The following is a 15,575-nucleotide window of genomic DNA, read 5'->3' as shown; positions in this document are numbered from 1 at the left end:
ACAACTCTTATGACCGACAAATTCGTGGCCACCGCTGAAGAGGCAGTGGCTGACATCTTCGACGGCGCCACGGTGCTGGTGAGCGGCTTCGGCCTCGCTGGCCAGCCCATCGAACTACTGGATGCGCTCGCCGCCCAGAGTGCACGCGACCTGACCGTGGTCTGCAACAACAGCGGCAGCGGCGACGAAGGGCTGGCGCGACTCATCCGCCTCGGCCGAGTGCGCCGTCTGATCGCCTCGTTTCCGCGCGGCGCCGAGGCCATGGCCTTCGAGGAAGCCTACGCACGCAATGCACTGGAGTACGAATGCGTGCCCCAGGGCACTCTTGCCGAGCGCCTGCATGCGGCCGGCGCAGGGCTGGGCGGCTTCTTCACGCCGACCGGCTATGGCACGGCACTGGCCGAAGGCAAGGAAACCCGGGTCATCGATGGGCGCGGCTATGTGTTCGAGGCGCCGTTGCACGGAGATTTCGCCCTCGTGAAAGCGCAAGCCGCAGACCGCTGGGGCAACCTGGTGTACCGCAAGGCAGGTCGCAACTTCGGGCCGCCCATGTGCACGGCGGCGCGCACGGCCATCGTCCAGGTTGCTCACGCGGTACCGCTGGGCGGATTGGACCCGGAGCACATCGTGACTCCCTCGATCTTCGTACAGCGCGTGGTCGTGCTGAACAGTGCCTCCATCACCGAAAGGAAGGCCGCATGACGACTCGCCGAACACGCGAACAAATGGCCCAGTGCGTGGCACGCGACATCCCCGATGGCTCGACCGTCAATCTCGGAATCGGCATGCCGGTGCTGGTGCTGCCCTACTGGAATGCCGAGCAGGAAATCATCGTGCACAGCGAGAACGGCATCCTGGGCATGCGCGCGCTCGCGGACGGCGAAGCCGCCGATCCCGACGTCGTGAATGCGGCCAAGCAGCCGGTCGCCATCGAATCGGGCGGAGCCTACTTTCACCACGCCGACTCCTTCGCGATGATGCGCGGCGGCCACCTCGACTATTGCGTGCTCGGCGGCTACCAGGTGTCCGCGAGCGGTGACCTGGCCAACTGGTCGCTGGGCCAGCCGGGCGTGGCGGCAGCCGTCGGCGGTGCCATGGACCTGGCCGTCGGCGCGAAGCAGGTGTATGTGCTGATGGAGCACCAGACGCGCGAAGGGCAATCGCGGCTGCTGCGCTCGTGCACGCTGCCTCTGACGGGGCTGGGATGCGTCAAGCGCGTCTACACCGACCTGGCGACGCTGGACGTCGCAGACGGCGCTTTCATCGTTCGCGACATGGTCCCAGGCCTGACGGCGACCCAATTGCAAGCGGCGACCGATGCGCCGCTGCGCTTCCTGTGAAGAAGGCTTCGGACATGAGCATCGACATCGAAACTTTCCGTGCGCAGACGCGCGAATTTCTGCGCCAGTCCCTGCCGGAGGATCTTCGGCAATCGATTCTTCAGCACCGCCGCCTCGGCAAGGACGACTACCTGCGCTGGCACCGGATCCTGGCCACCGCCGGCAAGGTGGCGCCGACCTGGCCGAAGGAGCATGGCGGCCCGGGCTGGAACGTGCTCGAGCGCCACGTCTTCGAGGAAGAATGCGCCATTGCCGGAGCACCCGAGGTGCCGCCCTTCGGCGTCCGGATGATCGGCCCGGTACTCATTCGCTATGGCACTCCGGAACAATGCGCCCGGTACCTGCCGCGCATCTTGCAGGGTGAGGACTGGTGGTGCCAGGGTTACTCGGAGCCGGGGTCGGGCTCCGACCTGGCCTCGCTCAAGACTAAGGCGCAGATCGTGGACGATGGTTTCATCGTCAACGGACAGAAGACCTGGACCACCTACGCGCAGTACGCAGACATGATGTTCTGCCTGGTCAGGACCGATCCTGCCGCCAAGGCGCAAAAGGGAATCTCCTTCCTGCTCATCGACATGCGCTCCCCGGGCGTCACCGTGAGGCCGATCCGCACGCTCGACGGCGACTGCGAAATCAATGAGGTCTTCCTCGACAACGTCAAGGTGCCACGCGAGAACCTCGTGGGCGTCCTGAATGAAGGTTGGACCTGCGCCAAGTACCTTCTTTCGCATGAGCGCACCGGCGCCGCACGGGTCGGTCGGGCCAAGCGGGAGATGGCTTTCCTCAAGGACATCGCGGCGCAACGGAGGGTGGATGGTCTGCGCCTCATCGACGACGCCTCGGTGGCGGCGGACATCGCAAGGCTCGATGTCGACCTGCTGGCCCTCGAGCAGACCAATCTGCGCCTGCTGGCTCGAATGGCGGCGGGTGAGGGCCACGGTGCGGAGGCCTCGGTACTCAAGCTGATGGGCACGACCGTGGCGCAGGCGATCGTCGAAAAGACGGTCGAATGCGCCGGCGTGCTCGCGTTGCCGTGCCGGGACGGCAGCTATGACGCGCTGCGAACCGACGACGTCCTGGCCCACGACGACTGGGCCGCTCCGGTGGCGGGCTTCCACCTGAACCTGCGCAAGATCTCCATCTACGGCGGCACCGACGAGGTTCAGAAGAACATCATCGCGAAGGTCGCGCTGGGCCTCTAGTCGCGCCACCACTCATCCAAAATTCTCATCGACAGGGAGACTTCCAATGAACGGTGCCGAGACGCTCGTCCATACGCTCATCGACGGCAATGTCGATGTGTGCTTCACCAACCCAGGCACCTCGGAGATGCATTTCGTGGCGGCCCTCGATCGCATCGAGGGCATGCGCTGCGTGCTGGGCCTGCACGAGACCGTCGTCACCGGTGCGGCCGATGGCTACTACCGTATCGCCGACAAGCCGGCCGCCACGCTGCTCCACCTGGGACCGGGCCTCGCCAACGGTCTGGCGAATCTGCACAACGCGCGCAAGGCCCGCTCCGGCATCGTCAACATCGTCGGGGATCACGCGGTAGAACACCTGAAGCTCGATGCGCCGCTGACTTCGGACATCGACGCCATCGCAGGATCGATGTCTCATTGGGTGCGCAGCACGCCCAGCGTCGGGGAGGTCGCGGCCGATGGCAAGGAAGCGATCAGGCAGGCGAATGCGCGCCCCGGCCGAATTTCCACGCTCGTGCTGCCCGCCAACGTCGCATGGACCGCAGTCCCTGAGGGGAGGGGTTCGGGCAAGCAGTTGCCCACGGCTTCCTCCGGCCATGCGCAGCATGATTTCGACCGCATCGTGAAGGCGATGCGCGACGACCCTCAGCCGACGCTGCTGCTGCTCGGCGACCGGGCGCTGCGGGCCACCTCGACCGAGTTGGCCGGGCGGATCGCCGCCGCGACGGGGGCCGAAGTCCGCGCCGAGTTCTACTTCGCGCGCCTGGAGCGCGGTGCCGGTCGCCTCGTCATCCCGCGCATCCCGTACGCGATCGATCCCGCGATGGCACTGCTCCAGCGCTTCAAGCGCATCGTGCTCGTCAACGCGAAGGCGCCGGTCGCGTTCTTCGCCTATCCGGACAAGCCCGGGCGGCTGACGGCGCCGGGGTGCGAGTTCCTCACGCTGTCCACCGTCGAGGACGATCCGCGTCTGGCGCTCTCGGCGCTCTGCGAAGCGCTGGGGGCGACCGCCGCCGCACCGGCGGGAATTGCCCGGGCCGAGGCGCATGCGCCGGTCAGCGGCGCGCTGACCTCCGAGACCATCGGCCGGACGATCGCCGCGACGCTGCCGGAGAACGCGATCGTCGTCGACGAAGCCGTCACCACCGGTTGGGGCTTCGATGGGCTCACCGCTACCGCCGCCCCGCATGACTGGCTGACCGGTTGCGGTGGATCCATCGGCTTTGCCCTGCCCACGGCCGTGGGCGCCGCGATCGCAGCACCCGGACGACGCGTCCTGGCCCTGGAAGGCGACGGAAGCGGCATGTACTCGCTGCAGGCGCTCTGGACCATGGCGCGGGAGAACCTCGACGTCACCGTGCTGATCTTCGTGAACCGCGCCTACAGCATCCTCCGGCGCGAACTCGCGGCGGTGGGCGCGGGCGCGCCCGGTGTCCGGGCGACCGACATGCTGTCGCTGGACCGGCCGGACCTCGACTGGTCCTGTCTCGCCAAGGGCATGGGCGTGGCTGCGATCCGCGTCGGTGATGCCGAGGCCTTGCACGGCGCGCTGGCACGCTCCTACGCGACCTCCGGCCCGACCCTGATCGAGGCCATCCTCTGAATCGAGACATGGGTGCTGAACTTGGCACAGGAACGAACACATGAATCCCCAACAAACGGAACACGACGAAGACCAACGCAGCCTGGCCGAGGCGATCACCAGCTTTGCCCAGCGGCGCGACCATGCCGCCACGGATCCCTGGCCGGAACTGGTCGCCATGGGCCTTCCCGGCCTGCTCGTTCCCGAGGCGCTCGGCGGCCTCGGGCTCGACGGCGGCAGCATGCACGCGGTCATGGAGAGCCTGGGACGCAACCGCCTCACCACGCCCTTCGTCGTGTCGGCGGTCCTTTGCACCCGGCTGCTGCTCGAGCTCGCAGATGAGGGACAACAAGCCCGTTGGCTGCCAGCGCTCTCATCCGGAGAACACGTATTGGCATTCGCCCACGGGGAGCCGCAGGGCGAGCACCTGCCTCGACATCTGTCGACGCACGCGCGTTGCGAGGGCGACGACTGGATACTGAGCGGCCGCAAGACCGTGGTGCTGCATGGCGGCGAATCGACCGCTTGGCTGGTTTCGGCACGCGTGGGATCGAACGAGACGGCACTCTTCTGGGTGGACGCCGCCGCCACCGGCCTTCGCGTCGAGCGCTATCCCTGCATCGATGGGAGCACCGGCGCCGATCTGTGGTTCGATGAACTTCGACTGCCGGCGGCCGCGTGGATCGGCTCGACTGGCATGAACGTGACGACGGCCATCGCCGCGGCGACCGACGCGGCGACCGCAGGACTGTGCGCCGAATCCGCGGGTCTGCAGTCGACCCTGTTCGACATGACCCTGGACTATGTCAAGACACGGCGCCAGTTCGGCGTGGCCCTGGGTAGCCTCCAGGCCATCCAGCATCGGCTGGCCGAAATGCTCGTGGCGGTGGAGCAGTCAAAGTCCCTGTCCTGGCTGGCAGCCCGCAGCCTGGACGACGACGCAACGACCCGGACCCGCTCGGTCGCCGCAGCCAAAGTCCGATGTGCCGAAAGCGGCCGCTTCATCGGCCTGCAGAGCATCCACCTGCACGGCGGCATGGGGATGACCGACGAACTGCCCGTCGGCCGATGCGTCAAGCGACTGCTGGCGATCGCCCACAGCTGGGGCGATCCGCGCCACCATCTCGGGCGCCTCGTCGACCTCATGCGCGCCGTCCCGACCACGACTGCACCGGCGCCTGGCTCGCAATCATTGCCGCTTGCAGCCGTGGCCTGACTCATAACGATCGATCACCCATGTCCTCTTCCACCGTTCACTACACCGAGCAGCGACGCGTTGCCGTGCTGACCCTCGACAACCCGCCGGTCAACGGCATCGGCAACACTGTTCGCCAGGGCCTTTACGCGGGTATCGAGCGTGCCATGGCCGATACCGACATCGACGCCGTGCTGCTCATCGGCGCGGGACGGCAGTTCTGCGGCGGCGCCGACATCCGCCAGTTCAACACGCCAGCGGCCACAGAGAAGCCGCTGACGCGCGACGTGCTGACGCTTATTGCACGATCCACGAAACCGGTCATCGCCGCCATTCACGGCGTGGCGCTGGGAGGCGGCCTCGAGCTTGCGCTGGGCTGCCACTACCGCGTGGCCTCTGCCGATGCCAAGCTTGGGCTGCCTGAAGTCAATCTCGGCCTGATTCCAGGGGGCGGCGGAACGCAGCGCCTACCGCGCCTGGTCGGCGTGAACGCCGCCCTGGACATCATTCTCTCGGGTGCACCGATCAAGGCGCCGCGTGCGCACGAGCTGGGGCTCCTCAATGCGGTGATCGCGGGCGATCTGTTGGCTGGCGCCCAGGCGTTCGCCCGACGCGTCGTCGCCGAGGGCGCCGCACTGCCACTCGTGGCGCAGCGAGCACTGGAGCCTGCGGGTGTTGACTTCGCCGAGCGACGCCGTGCGGTCCCGGCCCGGGCACGCAATGCCACCGCACAGCGCGCCGCGGTCGATGCGGTCCAGGCATCGACGCAGCTTGCTCTCGAAGACGGCCTCACGCGCGAGCGCGCCTTGTTCGATGAACTCGTCGCCGGGCCTGAATCGAAGGCCCTTCGCCATCTCTTTTTTGCCGAACGCGAAGCTCCCAAACTCTCGGAGACTCTCGCACCCACCGAGCTTCGCGTCGTGCGCAAGGTCGCGGTGCTTGGCGCCGGCACCATGGGCGGTGGCATCGCGATGGCGTTCGCCAATGCGGGCATCCCGGTCGTGCTGCTCGAACGCGAGCAGGCAGCTATCGATCGCGGCCTCGACCTCGTGCGCCGCAACTACGGCGTCACCGCCGCCAAGGGAAAGTTGAGCGAAGCCGCCATGGCGGGCCGCATGGCGCTGATCGAGCCCGCGCTCGATTTCGCCGCTCTTCATGATGTCGATCTGGTGATCGAGGCCGTCTTCGAAGACATGGCGGTGAAGAAGGAGGTGTTCGCACAACTGGATGCGCACTGCAAGCCCGGCGCGATCCTCGCCTCCAACACCTCGCGCCTTTCGATCGACGAGATCGCGCTGTCCACCTCCCGGCTGCAGGATGTGATCGGGCTGCACTTCTTCAGCCCTGCCAATGTCATGCGACTGCTCGAGGTCGTGCGAGGCGAAGGCACGTCGCCTGCCGTGATTGCGGCCTGCATGAAGATGGCACAGGACATCGGCAAGATCCCCGTGCTCGTTCGGGTGTGCGAGGGCTTCGTCGGCAACCGGATGCTGACGGGTTACTGGCGCGAAGCTGGCTTTTTGCTGGAGGAAGGTGCATCCCCCCAGCAAGTCGACCGCGCGATGACGGGTTTCGGCATGGCCATGGGCCCGCTCGCGATGGCTGACCTGGCCGGCATGGACATCAATTGGGCGACCCGAAAGCGCCTCGCGCCCACTCGACCCGCTCACCTGCGCTATTCCAAGGTGGCCGACCGCATCTGCGAGGCGGGTCGCTACGGACAGAAGACTTCGGCAGGTTACTACCGCTACGAGGCCGGCAGCCGCACACCGATCTCGGACCCGTTGGTCGACATGATCATCGAGTCTTGTGCCGCGGAAGCGGGCATCGTACGCCATACGGTGCGAGACGAAGACATCGTCGAACGATGCGTACTGGCGCTAGTGAACGAAGGTGTGCGAATCCTCGACGAAGGCGTGGCGCAACGCGCCAGCGACATCGACGTGGTCTACGTGCACGGCTACGGGTTTCCGGCGTCGCGCGGCGGCCCGATGTTCTGGGCCGAAACCCTCGGCCTCGCGCAGACACTCGAACGCATCCGGGCATTGCAAGCCACGCACGGGGCGCACTGGACACCGGCGCCCGGCCTTGTCGAGCGCGTGGAACGAGGCCTCCAGCGCTTCGACGCGCGAGTCCAGCGATGACCGGCGCTTCCGTCGACCCGCAGGTGCCAACAGGTTTCGGGCCTTACCCGCCGGTGAGTGCCTTCATGGCGCTGCTGGGCCCGATGCACGCTAGAGAAGAAGAGGGCGGCCAGCTGAGGCTCGGCCTTCATTTGCTGCCCGCCCACATGAACCACCAGGAGGCCGCGCACGGTGGCTTCGTGGCCACGCTCTCGGACAACGCATTGGGAGTCAATGTGGCACGGCGCTTGGGAAAGCGCGTGGCCACGGCCAATCTGTCAGTCGACTACCTTGCTCGTGCGAGCGTGGGCGAGTGGGTGGAAGTCGTCACCCGCATCGACAAGATCGGCCGCCGCATGGTGTTCGCGGAATGCAGCGGCCATGTGGCAGAGCGTGTCATCTTCAAGGCCCGCGGCATTTTCGCGGTCCTGCCCGAGCGGCCTCAGGCCCGAAAAGGAGAGTCCGAATGCTGAACCAGTCGCTGCAGGGCATCAAGGTGCTCGACCTGTCGAGAATCCTCGCCGGCCCGTGGTGCACGCAGAACCTCGCCGACCTCGGCGCCGAGGTCACCAAGATCGAGCATCCACGCGGCGGCGACGACACCCGCGGATGGGGACCGCCCTATGTGGAGTCCGCCGACGGCGAGCGGCTGTCGGCCTACTTCATCTGCTGCAACCGGGGAAAGGCCTCGGTCGCGATCGATTTCGCACAGCCCGAAGGCCGCGAGGCCCTCAAGACCATGATCCGCGACGCCGACGTGCTGGTGGAGAACTACAAGGCCGGATCGCTGGCGCGGCAAGGCCTGGACTACGCCAGCCTGCGGGAGCTGAACCCGCGCCTGGTCTATGTGTCGATCACCGGCTTCGGACAAAGCGGCCCGATGGCTTCCAAGCCCGGCTACGACTATGTGTTCCAGGGCATGGGCGGCCTGATGAGCTACACAGGTCAGCCTGACGGGATGCCAGGCGCAGGGCCACTGCGCACCGGCGTCGCCGTGGTCGACCTCAGCACCGGGATGTATGCGACCTCGGCCGTCCTCGCGGCGCTGTTCCAGCGCGAACGCACGGGACAAGGCCAGTACATCGACATCGCGCTGCTCGACGTGGCCGTGGCCCTCAATGCCAACCAGGCCGCCAACTACCTGGCGTCGGGCCGCAACCCTCAACGCAGCGGCAACGCCCATCCCAACTGCGCGCCGTACGAGGTGTTTGCGTGCGCGGATGGCCACCTGATCCTGGCCATCGGAAACGACTCGCAGTTCCGCCGATTTTGCGAAGTGGCGGAGCAACCGGCGCTCGCCGACGACGCACGCTTCGTGACGAACTCGGCGCGGATCGAGAATCTGCCGGCCTTGCGCGTCCTGCTCACGGAACTGTTTCCGAAACGCAGCCGTTCGAGTTGGTCCACGGCTTTCGATGCGGCCGGCGTGCCCTGGGGCCCCATCAACACCATGGAAGAGGTGTTTGCCGACGCCCAGGTGCAGCATCGCCGCATCGTGCAAACGCTGGACCATCCCGAGTTCGGCGCTTTGCGAACCGTGCGCAATCCGATGCTCTGGAATTGCGTGGCCGAACTCGGCGCGGTCGGCGCACCGCCATCGTTGCCGCTGCCGGCTTCGCCGGTGACTCCCATGTCGAACATGCCGCCTCCGGCCTTCAGGACTGAATCATGAAACTCGATCTGCCGCACGCCCGTGTCGAACTCGACGCACACGGCGTGGCCACACTCACCATCAGGAACGCCGGCTCGCTGAATATTCTCGGCACGCCAGTGATCGATGACCTTCGCCAGGCCTTCGAGTCCCTCGCTGCCGACGAGTCCGTCCGTGTGGTGGTCTTGCGTGGCACCAGCGACAAGGCCTTCGTCGCCGGCGCCGACATCAAGGAGATGGGCGCGCTCGATCGCGCTTCCGCGCGGCGCTTCATCGACGGCCTGCGCCGCCTTTGCGAAGCCGTTCGGCAGTGCCCCACGCCGGTGATCGCACGCATTCCGGGGTGGACGCTTGGAGGAGGCCTCGAACTCGCACTCTCCTGCGACCTCCGGATCGCTGCCGACTCTGCATTCCTGGGTATGCCTGAAGTGGTGGTCGGCATTCCCTCGATCATCCATGCGGCATTGCTTCCGCGGCTGATCGGGGAAGCGCGCGCCGGCTGGATGCTCCTGACCGGAGAGAACATCGACTGCGCGAAGGCGAAGGAATGGGGCTTGGTCGACACCATGGTTCCACTGGACGCGCTCGATGCAGAGGTCGCGCGCATGGCCGCCCGCCTCGCAGGCCATGGGCCCCAGGTGATGCGCCAGCAGAAGCGCCTTCTGCGCCAATGGCAGCAACAGCCACTGGACACCGCGATTCTCGAAGGCGTGGAGGAATTCGCGAAGGCCTTCGATACCGGCGAGCCGCAGCGCTTCATGGCGGAATTCGCACAACGCAAGGAAAGGGGAGCACGCAAATGAAGATTCCATCTCTCAAGGAAGTCGTCAGCGCGGACGAATGGGCCGTTCGCGTGGACCTGGCCGCGTGCTACCGGTTGGTGGCTCTGCATGGCTGGAGCGACATGATTGCCACCCACATCAGCGCCCGCGTTCCTCAATCGCCGGGCGCAACGCACGCGCATCAGTTCCTCATCAACCCGTACGGCCTGATGTTCGAGGAGATCACTGCCTCGTCGCTCGTCAAGATCGACGTCGATGGTCACAAGCTGAGCGAGTCGCCCTTCGACGTGAACCGGGCCGGCTTCGTCATTCACTCGGCCGTGCACATGGGAAGGGAAGACGTAGCCTGCGTGCTGCACACTCACACGCGCTCGGGCGTTGCCGTGAGCGCGCAACGCTGCGGCCTGCTGCCGATCTCGCAGCAAGCCACCCTCGTTCTGGGGTCGCTTGGCTACCACGACTACGAGGGCCTCGCCGTGCACGAGGACGAGCAGGTGCGCCTGCAACGCGACCTCGGCCATCACGATCACTTGATGCTGCGCAATCACGGCCTTCTGACGGTCGGCGGCACCGTGGCGGATACGTTCAAGCGCATGTACACGCTGGAGTCGGCCTGCCAGATCCAGGTCACAGCACAGGCCGGCGGTGAACTCATCATGGTCGCACCGCAGGTACTCGCCGGCGTCAAAGATGCATTGGCGCGGATGCAGGGCCAGACCAGCCTGGGGCGCCTGGCCTGGCCTGCCTTGCTGCGCAAACTCGACCGGGTGAATCCGGGTTACGACACCTGAACCAGGGCATATCGATGAATCGAAGACACTTGGTGCTCGGCGGGTTGGCGGGCGCGGCCTTGAACGCGCTTGCCTCCCCGCAGGCCTATCCCTCCAAACCCGTGAAGCTGATCGTGCCCTATGCGCCAGGCGGGACCACGGATCTGCTGGCCCGCATCGTGGCGACGAAGCTGTCGACGATCCTCGGGCAACCAGTCGTCGTCGACAACCGACCCGGAGCCGGGGGCTCGGTGGGCTCGGCTGCGGCGGCCAAGCAGCCGGCGGACGGATACACGCTCGTGATGGTGGTGGAGAGCTCGCACGCCGTGAACCCCAACGTGTATGCGAAGAGCCTGTATGACCCTGTCAAGGACTTCGCACCCATTGGAAACATCGCGGATGTGCCGAATGTCCTCGTCACCAATCCCGCCCTTGGGGCCGAGTCAGTGCAGAGCTTGGTCAAGATGCTCAAGGAGCAACCGAGCAAATACTCGTTCGGCTCCTCCGGCAACGGTGGGTTGAGTCACATCAACGGCGAACTCTTCAAACATGTCACCGGCACCGACATGCTTCACGTGCCCTACAAGGGGCTGGGACCGGCCCTGTCCGATCTGCTCGCCGGACAGATCAATGTCGTGTTCGACAACATCCCGTCGTCCATGGAGCTGATTCAGGCGAAGCGTGTCAAGCCGCTGGTCGTTGCCGCCAAGAGCCGCCTGAAGTTGCTGCCGCAAGTGCCGACTTATGCCGAAACGGGGCTGCCGGCCATGAACAATCCATCCTGGTTCGGGCTCGGCGGGCCTGCAGGCATACCGACTGAGATTCTGGATCAGCTCAATCGCGCTCTGAATCAGGCCTTGAGTGATCCTGCCGTGGTCTCCGCAATCGAAAAGCAAGGTGCCGTTCCCAGCCCGACGCCGCGCAAGGAATTCGCTGCGTTCGTGGCAGCGGAGAACCTACGTTGGGCAAAGATTGTTGCCGACCTTCGGTTCGAAAAGATGTGAGGCGTTGGGGCTGGCCGACTTCAGCGGAGTAACCGCGCTGGCCATCGGCGAGACTTCGCGTGCTCGGGGGCACGACTACGTCACCCTGGCCGCCGACGCTGTCGCTCGCCGCGTGCTCTTCGTCACCGAGGGCCGCGATGCTCAGGCCATTGCGGCACTGGCCTGCGATCTGGATGCTCATGGCTGTTCGCCAGCGCAGATCAGTTCGGCGGACCGATCTGTCGTTGAAAAGACATTGCGATCCAGTTATCCCTGCTAACCTGAAACGGAGTTGAGTTTAGTAATCCACGGACCCGAGTGGATCAGCTTCGTACAAAAGGAGACAGGATGATCGATCTATACAGCTGGGCGGCACCGAACGGGCACAAAGTGCAGATCCTGATCGAGGAACTGGAGATTCCCTACCAAGTCATCCCGATCAACATCACTACGGGCGACCAGCACACGGACACCTATCGCGCGATCAATCCGAACGGAAAAATCCCAGCCATCGTGGATCACGCGCCGACCGACGGTGGCGGGCCGTTCACGGTCTTCGAGACCGGAGCCATCATGGTCTACCTGGCCGAGAAGGAGAAACGCTTTCTCCCCACCGAACTGCGCCAGCGCAGCGAAGTACTTCAATGGCTGTTCTGGCAGGTCGGCGGGATCGGTCCGATGATGGGCCAGGCCCAGCACTTCTTCCGCTATGCGTCCGAAAAAGTACCTTACGCCATCGCACGCTACCAGGCGGAAACAAGACGTCTCTTGAAGGTTCTGGATGACCGTCTTGATGGTCGCGAGTTCATCTGCGGTGAGTACTCGATTGCCGACATGGCCAGCTTCGCCTGGATCCGGATCCACAAGATGACCGGTGTCCCGCTGGATGAGTTCCCTCGTGTGCAGGATTGGTATGGCCGGGTACGCAGCCGCCCCGGCGTCGGCCGCGGTCTGGATCTTCTGAGAAACCAATGGGTGGACGTGACGAAGTCCGACGAAGCGAAGCTCAACCTTTTCCAGAAGAACCGCTGACCATGTCGATCGACACGGCCCGGGTGGAAGCGTTCTTCGATCTGCGAAGCCCATACTCCTACCTCGCGCTCGGCCCGGCCCGTGCGCTCGCTCAGCGCAGCGGCGTCGCCTTCGATTGGTGGCCTTACGTGACCGACTTCCAGTCCGCATACGGCGGGGAAGTCGAGCAGCGATCGAGCCGTGATGTCGCGAAGCTGAAGTACCTCTACATGGATTGCCGGCGGCTCGCAAAGCTGCAGGGGTTGACGGTGCGGTCTACGACGAAGCTCTGGGATCCGACGCTCGCGAGTCAGGCCGTCCTTTTTGCCAAGGCCAGGAACCGGCTTTGGGAGTTCTGTGACCCGCTGCTCGCGGCATTCTGGCGGCGCGAGTTCGACTTGGAGTCCCCAGTGGAGGTGGAGGCGGCTCTCGTCAACGCGGGACTGTCGTCTTCGGAGTGGAACGAGTTCCTGCAAGGAGAAGCCAAGGGAGCTTTGACGGGGGCGCTCGCACATGCCGAGAGGCTGGGCGTATTTGGCGCTCCGACTTTCATCTATAAGGGGGAGATGTTCTGGGGTGGAGACAGGATGGATCTGCTTGAATCCGCGATCCGGGGCGCGGCTTCGCAAAGCTAGCCGTCGTCTCGGGATAGCCCATTCTTAGCGCCTGGTGGACTATCAATTCCCAATGTAGTCGCGCAGGCGCTGCGTGTGGACGATCAGGAATCCCTTGGAGCCTTCGGTTCGGACAATTCCATCCTGTTTGAACGATGCCAGTGCCATGTTCACTCGCTGGCGCGAGAGGCCGCAGATCAACGCCAGATCGCGCTGATGGATCGATAGCCTGAGCGCATCTTCGCGTCCGCTCTTGGCGAGCATCAGGAGCGCCTTCGCAACCCGCTTCTCGGGCCCCAGCAGGCGCGACGCCACAAGCATCCCGACGAACTCACCCATTCGGGCGTTCATGACATCGCAAAGAAAGTTGCTGAACTCAAGAGACGAACTGCGCAGCACATGGAAGGTATTTGCAGGAACGAGGCAGAGACGTGCGGAGGTCAGCGAGCGCAGGTCGTACTGCATCAATTCCCTTTTCAACAAGGATCCGTCGCCGCACCATTCTCCTTCTCGAAGGTAGTACAGCGTCGTCTCGTCCCCTTCCGGGCCGACGATGCACATCTGCAGTTGGCCGCTCACGACGCCGTACCAGTATGCGCTGGGCTCGCCAGCGCGGGCGACATACTGGCCGGCGGCCACCTTCATCTCCACTGACGTTTCTAGCGTCAGGGCCCGAAGTTCGGTGGAAAGCGCGTGGAACCATGGCCATTTCCCGAGGAATTCGGCCATGCTTGCCGTGGATGTTTCGTCCACGGCGGGTGATTGGGTGATTCTTTGCTCCATCATTCGCTTCCAAAGCCTCAGCCATTGGTGATCGTGTTGGCCCGGACTAGAGCGAGGAGTCCATCTGGAAGCGGCCGCGGTAGGCCCCCGGACTCATCCCGATGCGTTGACGGAAGAGTCTGGAAAAGGAACTGGTGTCGCTGTATCCGACCTGGCTCGCCACTTCTTCGACGCTGTGCGAACTGGTCTCGAGCAGCGCACGCGCAGCTTCCAGCCGAAGATCCTGAAGATAGGCCAGCGGCGTTTGGTCCAGCACGCTGCGGAAGCGCCGGATGAGGGTTCTGTCGCTGACCGCGAGCGTATCGGCGAGCTCGGTGATCCTCAGATCCTTGGTCATGTTGCCCTGCAGCCAGCGCTGGGCTCGATGCACCAGCGCGTCGGAGTGGTTCTTTTGGGCGAGCAATGGAAGATAGGGAATCTGGCTGGTTTGACTCACGTCAATCAGCATGGCCTTCGCGCACTGCGACGCAATGACCGGCCCCGAGAAGCGCTCAATGACGCGAATGGTCTGAATCAGATACGACGCTGACGCGCCCGCGCACATCAGGCGGTCCATCTCGGTGATCACAGGACGCAGTTGCAGGTCGACACGTGGAAACTTCTCCCTGAACTGCCGTTCAAGCCACCACGTGGTTGTTGCAACGCGCTCATCGAGCAAGCCCGTCTGGGCCAGGATGAAGGTGCCCGTGCAGTTCGCGGCGACCCATGATCCTGCGCGCCATTGCGCCGTCAGCCAGGTACAGGCATCGGCCTGCCGGTCGAGGAACTGGTCGAACTGTCGGTGCCCGCCATAGTGAAAGCTGGGAACAAACACCAAGTCATACCGTTCTCGCGGCCCCAACTTGTGGGTTTGCAGAGGCAGGCCGTTGCTGGCAATCGCCGCTTCGCCCGACGGCGACACGAAACGCCACTCGAATAGTGCTTTCGCCGGCGCTTGTTCGAGCCTCAGATGCGAATTCGCGATCTGAAGGATGTCGGCAAACCCGGCCACGCTGGAAGCGTAGCAGCCGTCGAAGGTAAGGATGGCGGCACGTGGCATTGGTCGTAAATGGCATAGAACATGTCAGTTTCGACAATTTACACCAAGACGTGGAAATCCGCCTAATGAGCCCTGCTGGCCTCTAGACCAGCGACTACAAAAAGGAGCACGGAGATGAGCGACATACCCGTTGCGTCATTGCACAGTGACGTCTCTGGCTGCGATCAAGCCTTGCAGCCCCAGACGAAGGCGAACTCTCGCCAAGTCGTCGACGGAGAACCCTATCCCGCTCGTGAATGGGGCGACCGAATTGCCGTACTGGGAAGCTGCCACGGATTCGCTGTCGTCCCCGCCAGCCAGGTGCAGGATTTCTATCGTGGCTATGCGTTGGTGGCCGTTCCCGCCATCGCGATGGCAGCCGTGGCCGGCATCGCCTATTTCGTGTTTGGGCTGTCGTTCTGAGCGCCCCCTCCGTGCGCAGCTCGATGGATGATGGCGAAAGTAGCACAAACAAAGTCAATTTCGCCAATGTACGAATGGAGCGAGGTGTCGGTTAATAG

16 protein-coding genes and 1 pseudogene are annotated in these 15,575 nt (G+C 64.6%); 15 read left to right on the top strand and 2 right to left on the bottom strand.

Translation table 11 applies throughout. The annotated features are described in order from the left end of the window. Positions 1-9 precede the first annotated feature (9 nt). The 14 genes and pseudogenes from AC1DFC_RS09675 to AC1DFC_RS09610 all read left to right on the top strand — a co-directional run bounded on the left by AC1DFC_RS09675 (position 10) and on the right by AC1DFC_RS09610 (position 13,274). Positions 10-702: a 3-oxoacid CoA-transferase subunit A gene (locus AC1DFC_RS09675; protein ID WP_478179109.1), complete on the top strand. Its 693-nt coding sequence runs from the start codon at positions 10-12 to the stop codon at positions 700-702. Beyond that, positions 699-1,340, top strand: a complete 642-nt coding sequence (locus tag AC1DFC_RS09670; RefSeq protein ID WP_478179108.1) for a 3-oxoacid CoA-transferase subunit B — start codon at positions 699-701, stop codon at positions 1,338-1,340. The genes AC1DFC_RS09675 and AC1DFC_RS09670 overlap by 4 nt, the downstream gene beginning before the upstream one ends. 14 nt (positions 1,341-1,354) lie before the next feature. Next, complete coding sequence (locus AC1DFC_RS09665) at positions 1,355-2,542, top strand: acyl-CoA dehydrogenase family protein (protein ID WP_478179107.1); 1,188 nt, start codon at positions 1,355-1,357, stop codon at positions 2,540-2,542. A 46-nt stretch (positions 2,543-2,588) separates the two neighbouring features. Further along, positions 2,589-4,145 carry an acetolactate synthase large subunit gene (locus AC1DFC_RS09660; protein WP_478179106.1) on the top strand — a complete coding sequence of 519 codons (1,557 nt, stop codon included), beginning with the start codon at positions 2,589-2,591 and terminating at the stop codon, positions 4,143-4,145. A gap of 40 nt (positions 4,146-4,185) precedes the next feature. After that, positions 4,186-5,340 (top strand): acyl-CoA dehydrogenase family protein, encoded by a 1,155-nt coding sequence (locus AC1DFC_RS09655; protein ID WP_478179105.1) that lies wholly within the window; start codon positions 4,186-4,188, stop codon positions 5,338-5,340. Positions 5,341-5,360: 20 nt separating this feature from the next. Further along, on the top strand, positions 5,361-7,463 hold the full coding sequence (locus AC1DFC_RS09650; protein WP_478179128.1) for a 3-hydroxyacyl-CoA dehydrogenase NAD-binding domain-containing protein: 2,103 nt from the start codon (positions 5,361-5,363) through the stop codon (positions 7,461-7,463). Further along, positions 7,460-7,915, top strand: a complete 456-nt coding sequence (locus AC1DFC_RS09645) for a PaaI family thioesterase (RefSeq protein WP_478179104.1) — start codon at positions 7,460-7,462, stop codon at positions 7,913-7,915. Before AC1DFC_RS09650 ends, AC1DFC_RS09645 begins: the two co-directional genes overlap by 4 nt. Beyond that, complete coding sequence (locus AC1DFC_RS09640; RefSeq protein WP_093208849.1) at positions 7,909-9,114, top strand: CaiB/BaiF CoA transferase family protein; 1,206 nt, start codon at positions 7,909-7,911, stop codon at positions 9,112-9,114. Before AC1DFC_RS09645 ends, AC1DFC_RS09640 begins: the two co-directional genes overlap by 7 nt. Next, positions 9,111-9,896 (top strand): enoyl-CoA hydratase, encoded by a 786-nt coding sequence (locus tag AC1DFC_RS09635; RefSeq protein ID WP_007839199.1) that lies wholly within the window; start codon positions 9,111-9,113, stop codon positions 9,894-9,896. Before AC1DFC_RS09640 ends, AC1DFC_RS09635 begins: the two co-directional genes overlap by 4 nt. After that, complete coding sequence (locus AC1DFC_RS09630; RefSeq protein WP_007839198.1) at positions 9,893-10,666, top strand: class II aldolase/adducin family protein; 774 nt, start codon at positions 9,893-9,895, stop codon at positions 10,664-10,666. Before AC1DFC_RS09635 ends, AC1DFC_RS09630 begins: the two co-directional genes overlap by 4 nt. Positions 10,667-10,680: 14 nt before the next feature. Continuing rightward, a complete protein-coding gene (locus AC1DFC_RS09625) occupies positions 10,681-11,649 on the top strand; it encodes a Bug family tripartite tricarboxylate transporter substrate binding protein (protein WP_007839197.1) in 969 nt (322 codons plus the stop codon). 1 nt (position 11,650) lies between these two features. Continuing rightward, positions 11,651-11,857: pseudogene (locus AC1DFC_RS09620) on the top strand (ISL3 family transposase); the annotation flags it as partial. Positions 11,858-11,976: 119 nt separating this feature from the next. Continuing rightward, complete coding sequence (locus AC1DFC_RS09615) at positions 11,977-12,660, top strand: glutathione S-transferase family protein (protein ID WP_478179103.1); 684 nt, start codon at positions 11,977-11,979, stop codon at positions 12,658-12,660. A 2-nt stretch (positions 12,661-12,662) separates the two neighbouring features. Further along, a complete protein-coding gene (locus tag AC1DFC_RS09610; protein WP_478179102.1) occupies positions 12,663-13,274 on the top strand; it encodes a DsbA family protein in 612 nt (203 codons plus the stop codon). A gap of 42 nt (positions 13,275-13,316) precedes the next feature. On the opposite strand, the gene AC1DFC_RS09605 is transcribed toward AC1DFC_RS09610, so the two are convergent. Both AC1DFC_RS09605 and AC1DFC_RS09600 read right to left on the bottom strand, forming a co-directional pair. Further along, on the bottom strand, positions 13,317-14,006 hold the full coding sequence (locus AC1DFC_RS09605) for a Crp/Fnr family transcriptional regulator (RefSeq protein WP_478179101.1): 690 nt from the start codon (positions 14,004-14,006) through the stop codon (positions 13,317-13,319). 76 nt (positions 14,007-14,082) lie between these two features. Continuing rightward, positions 14,083-15,075, bottom strand: coding sequence for a GlxA family transcriptional regulator (locus tag AC1DFC_RS09600; protein ID WP_478179100.1), 993 nt, complete (start codon positions 15,073-15,075; stop codon positions 14,083-14,085). Between the two features lie 114 nt (positions 15,076-15,189). Here AC1DFC_RS09600 and AC1DFC_RS09595 point away from each other — a divergent pair, with 114 nt between their 5' ends. Continuing rightward, the gene (locus tag AC1DFC_RS09595; protein ID WP_478179099.1) at positions 15,190-15,477 is read left to right on the top strand and encodes a hypothetical protein; all 288 of its coding nucleotides are present in this window, start codon (positions 15,190-15,192) and stop codon (positions 15,475-15,477) included. Positions 15,478-15,575 lie beyond the last annotated feature (98 nt).

It is taken from the genome of Variovorax sp. 10L421 (assembly GCF_056395365.1).
The sequence above is the reverse complement of the archived record's forward strand: the minus strand, read 5'-3'. Positions and strand labels throughout refer to the sequence as shown.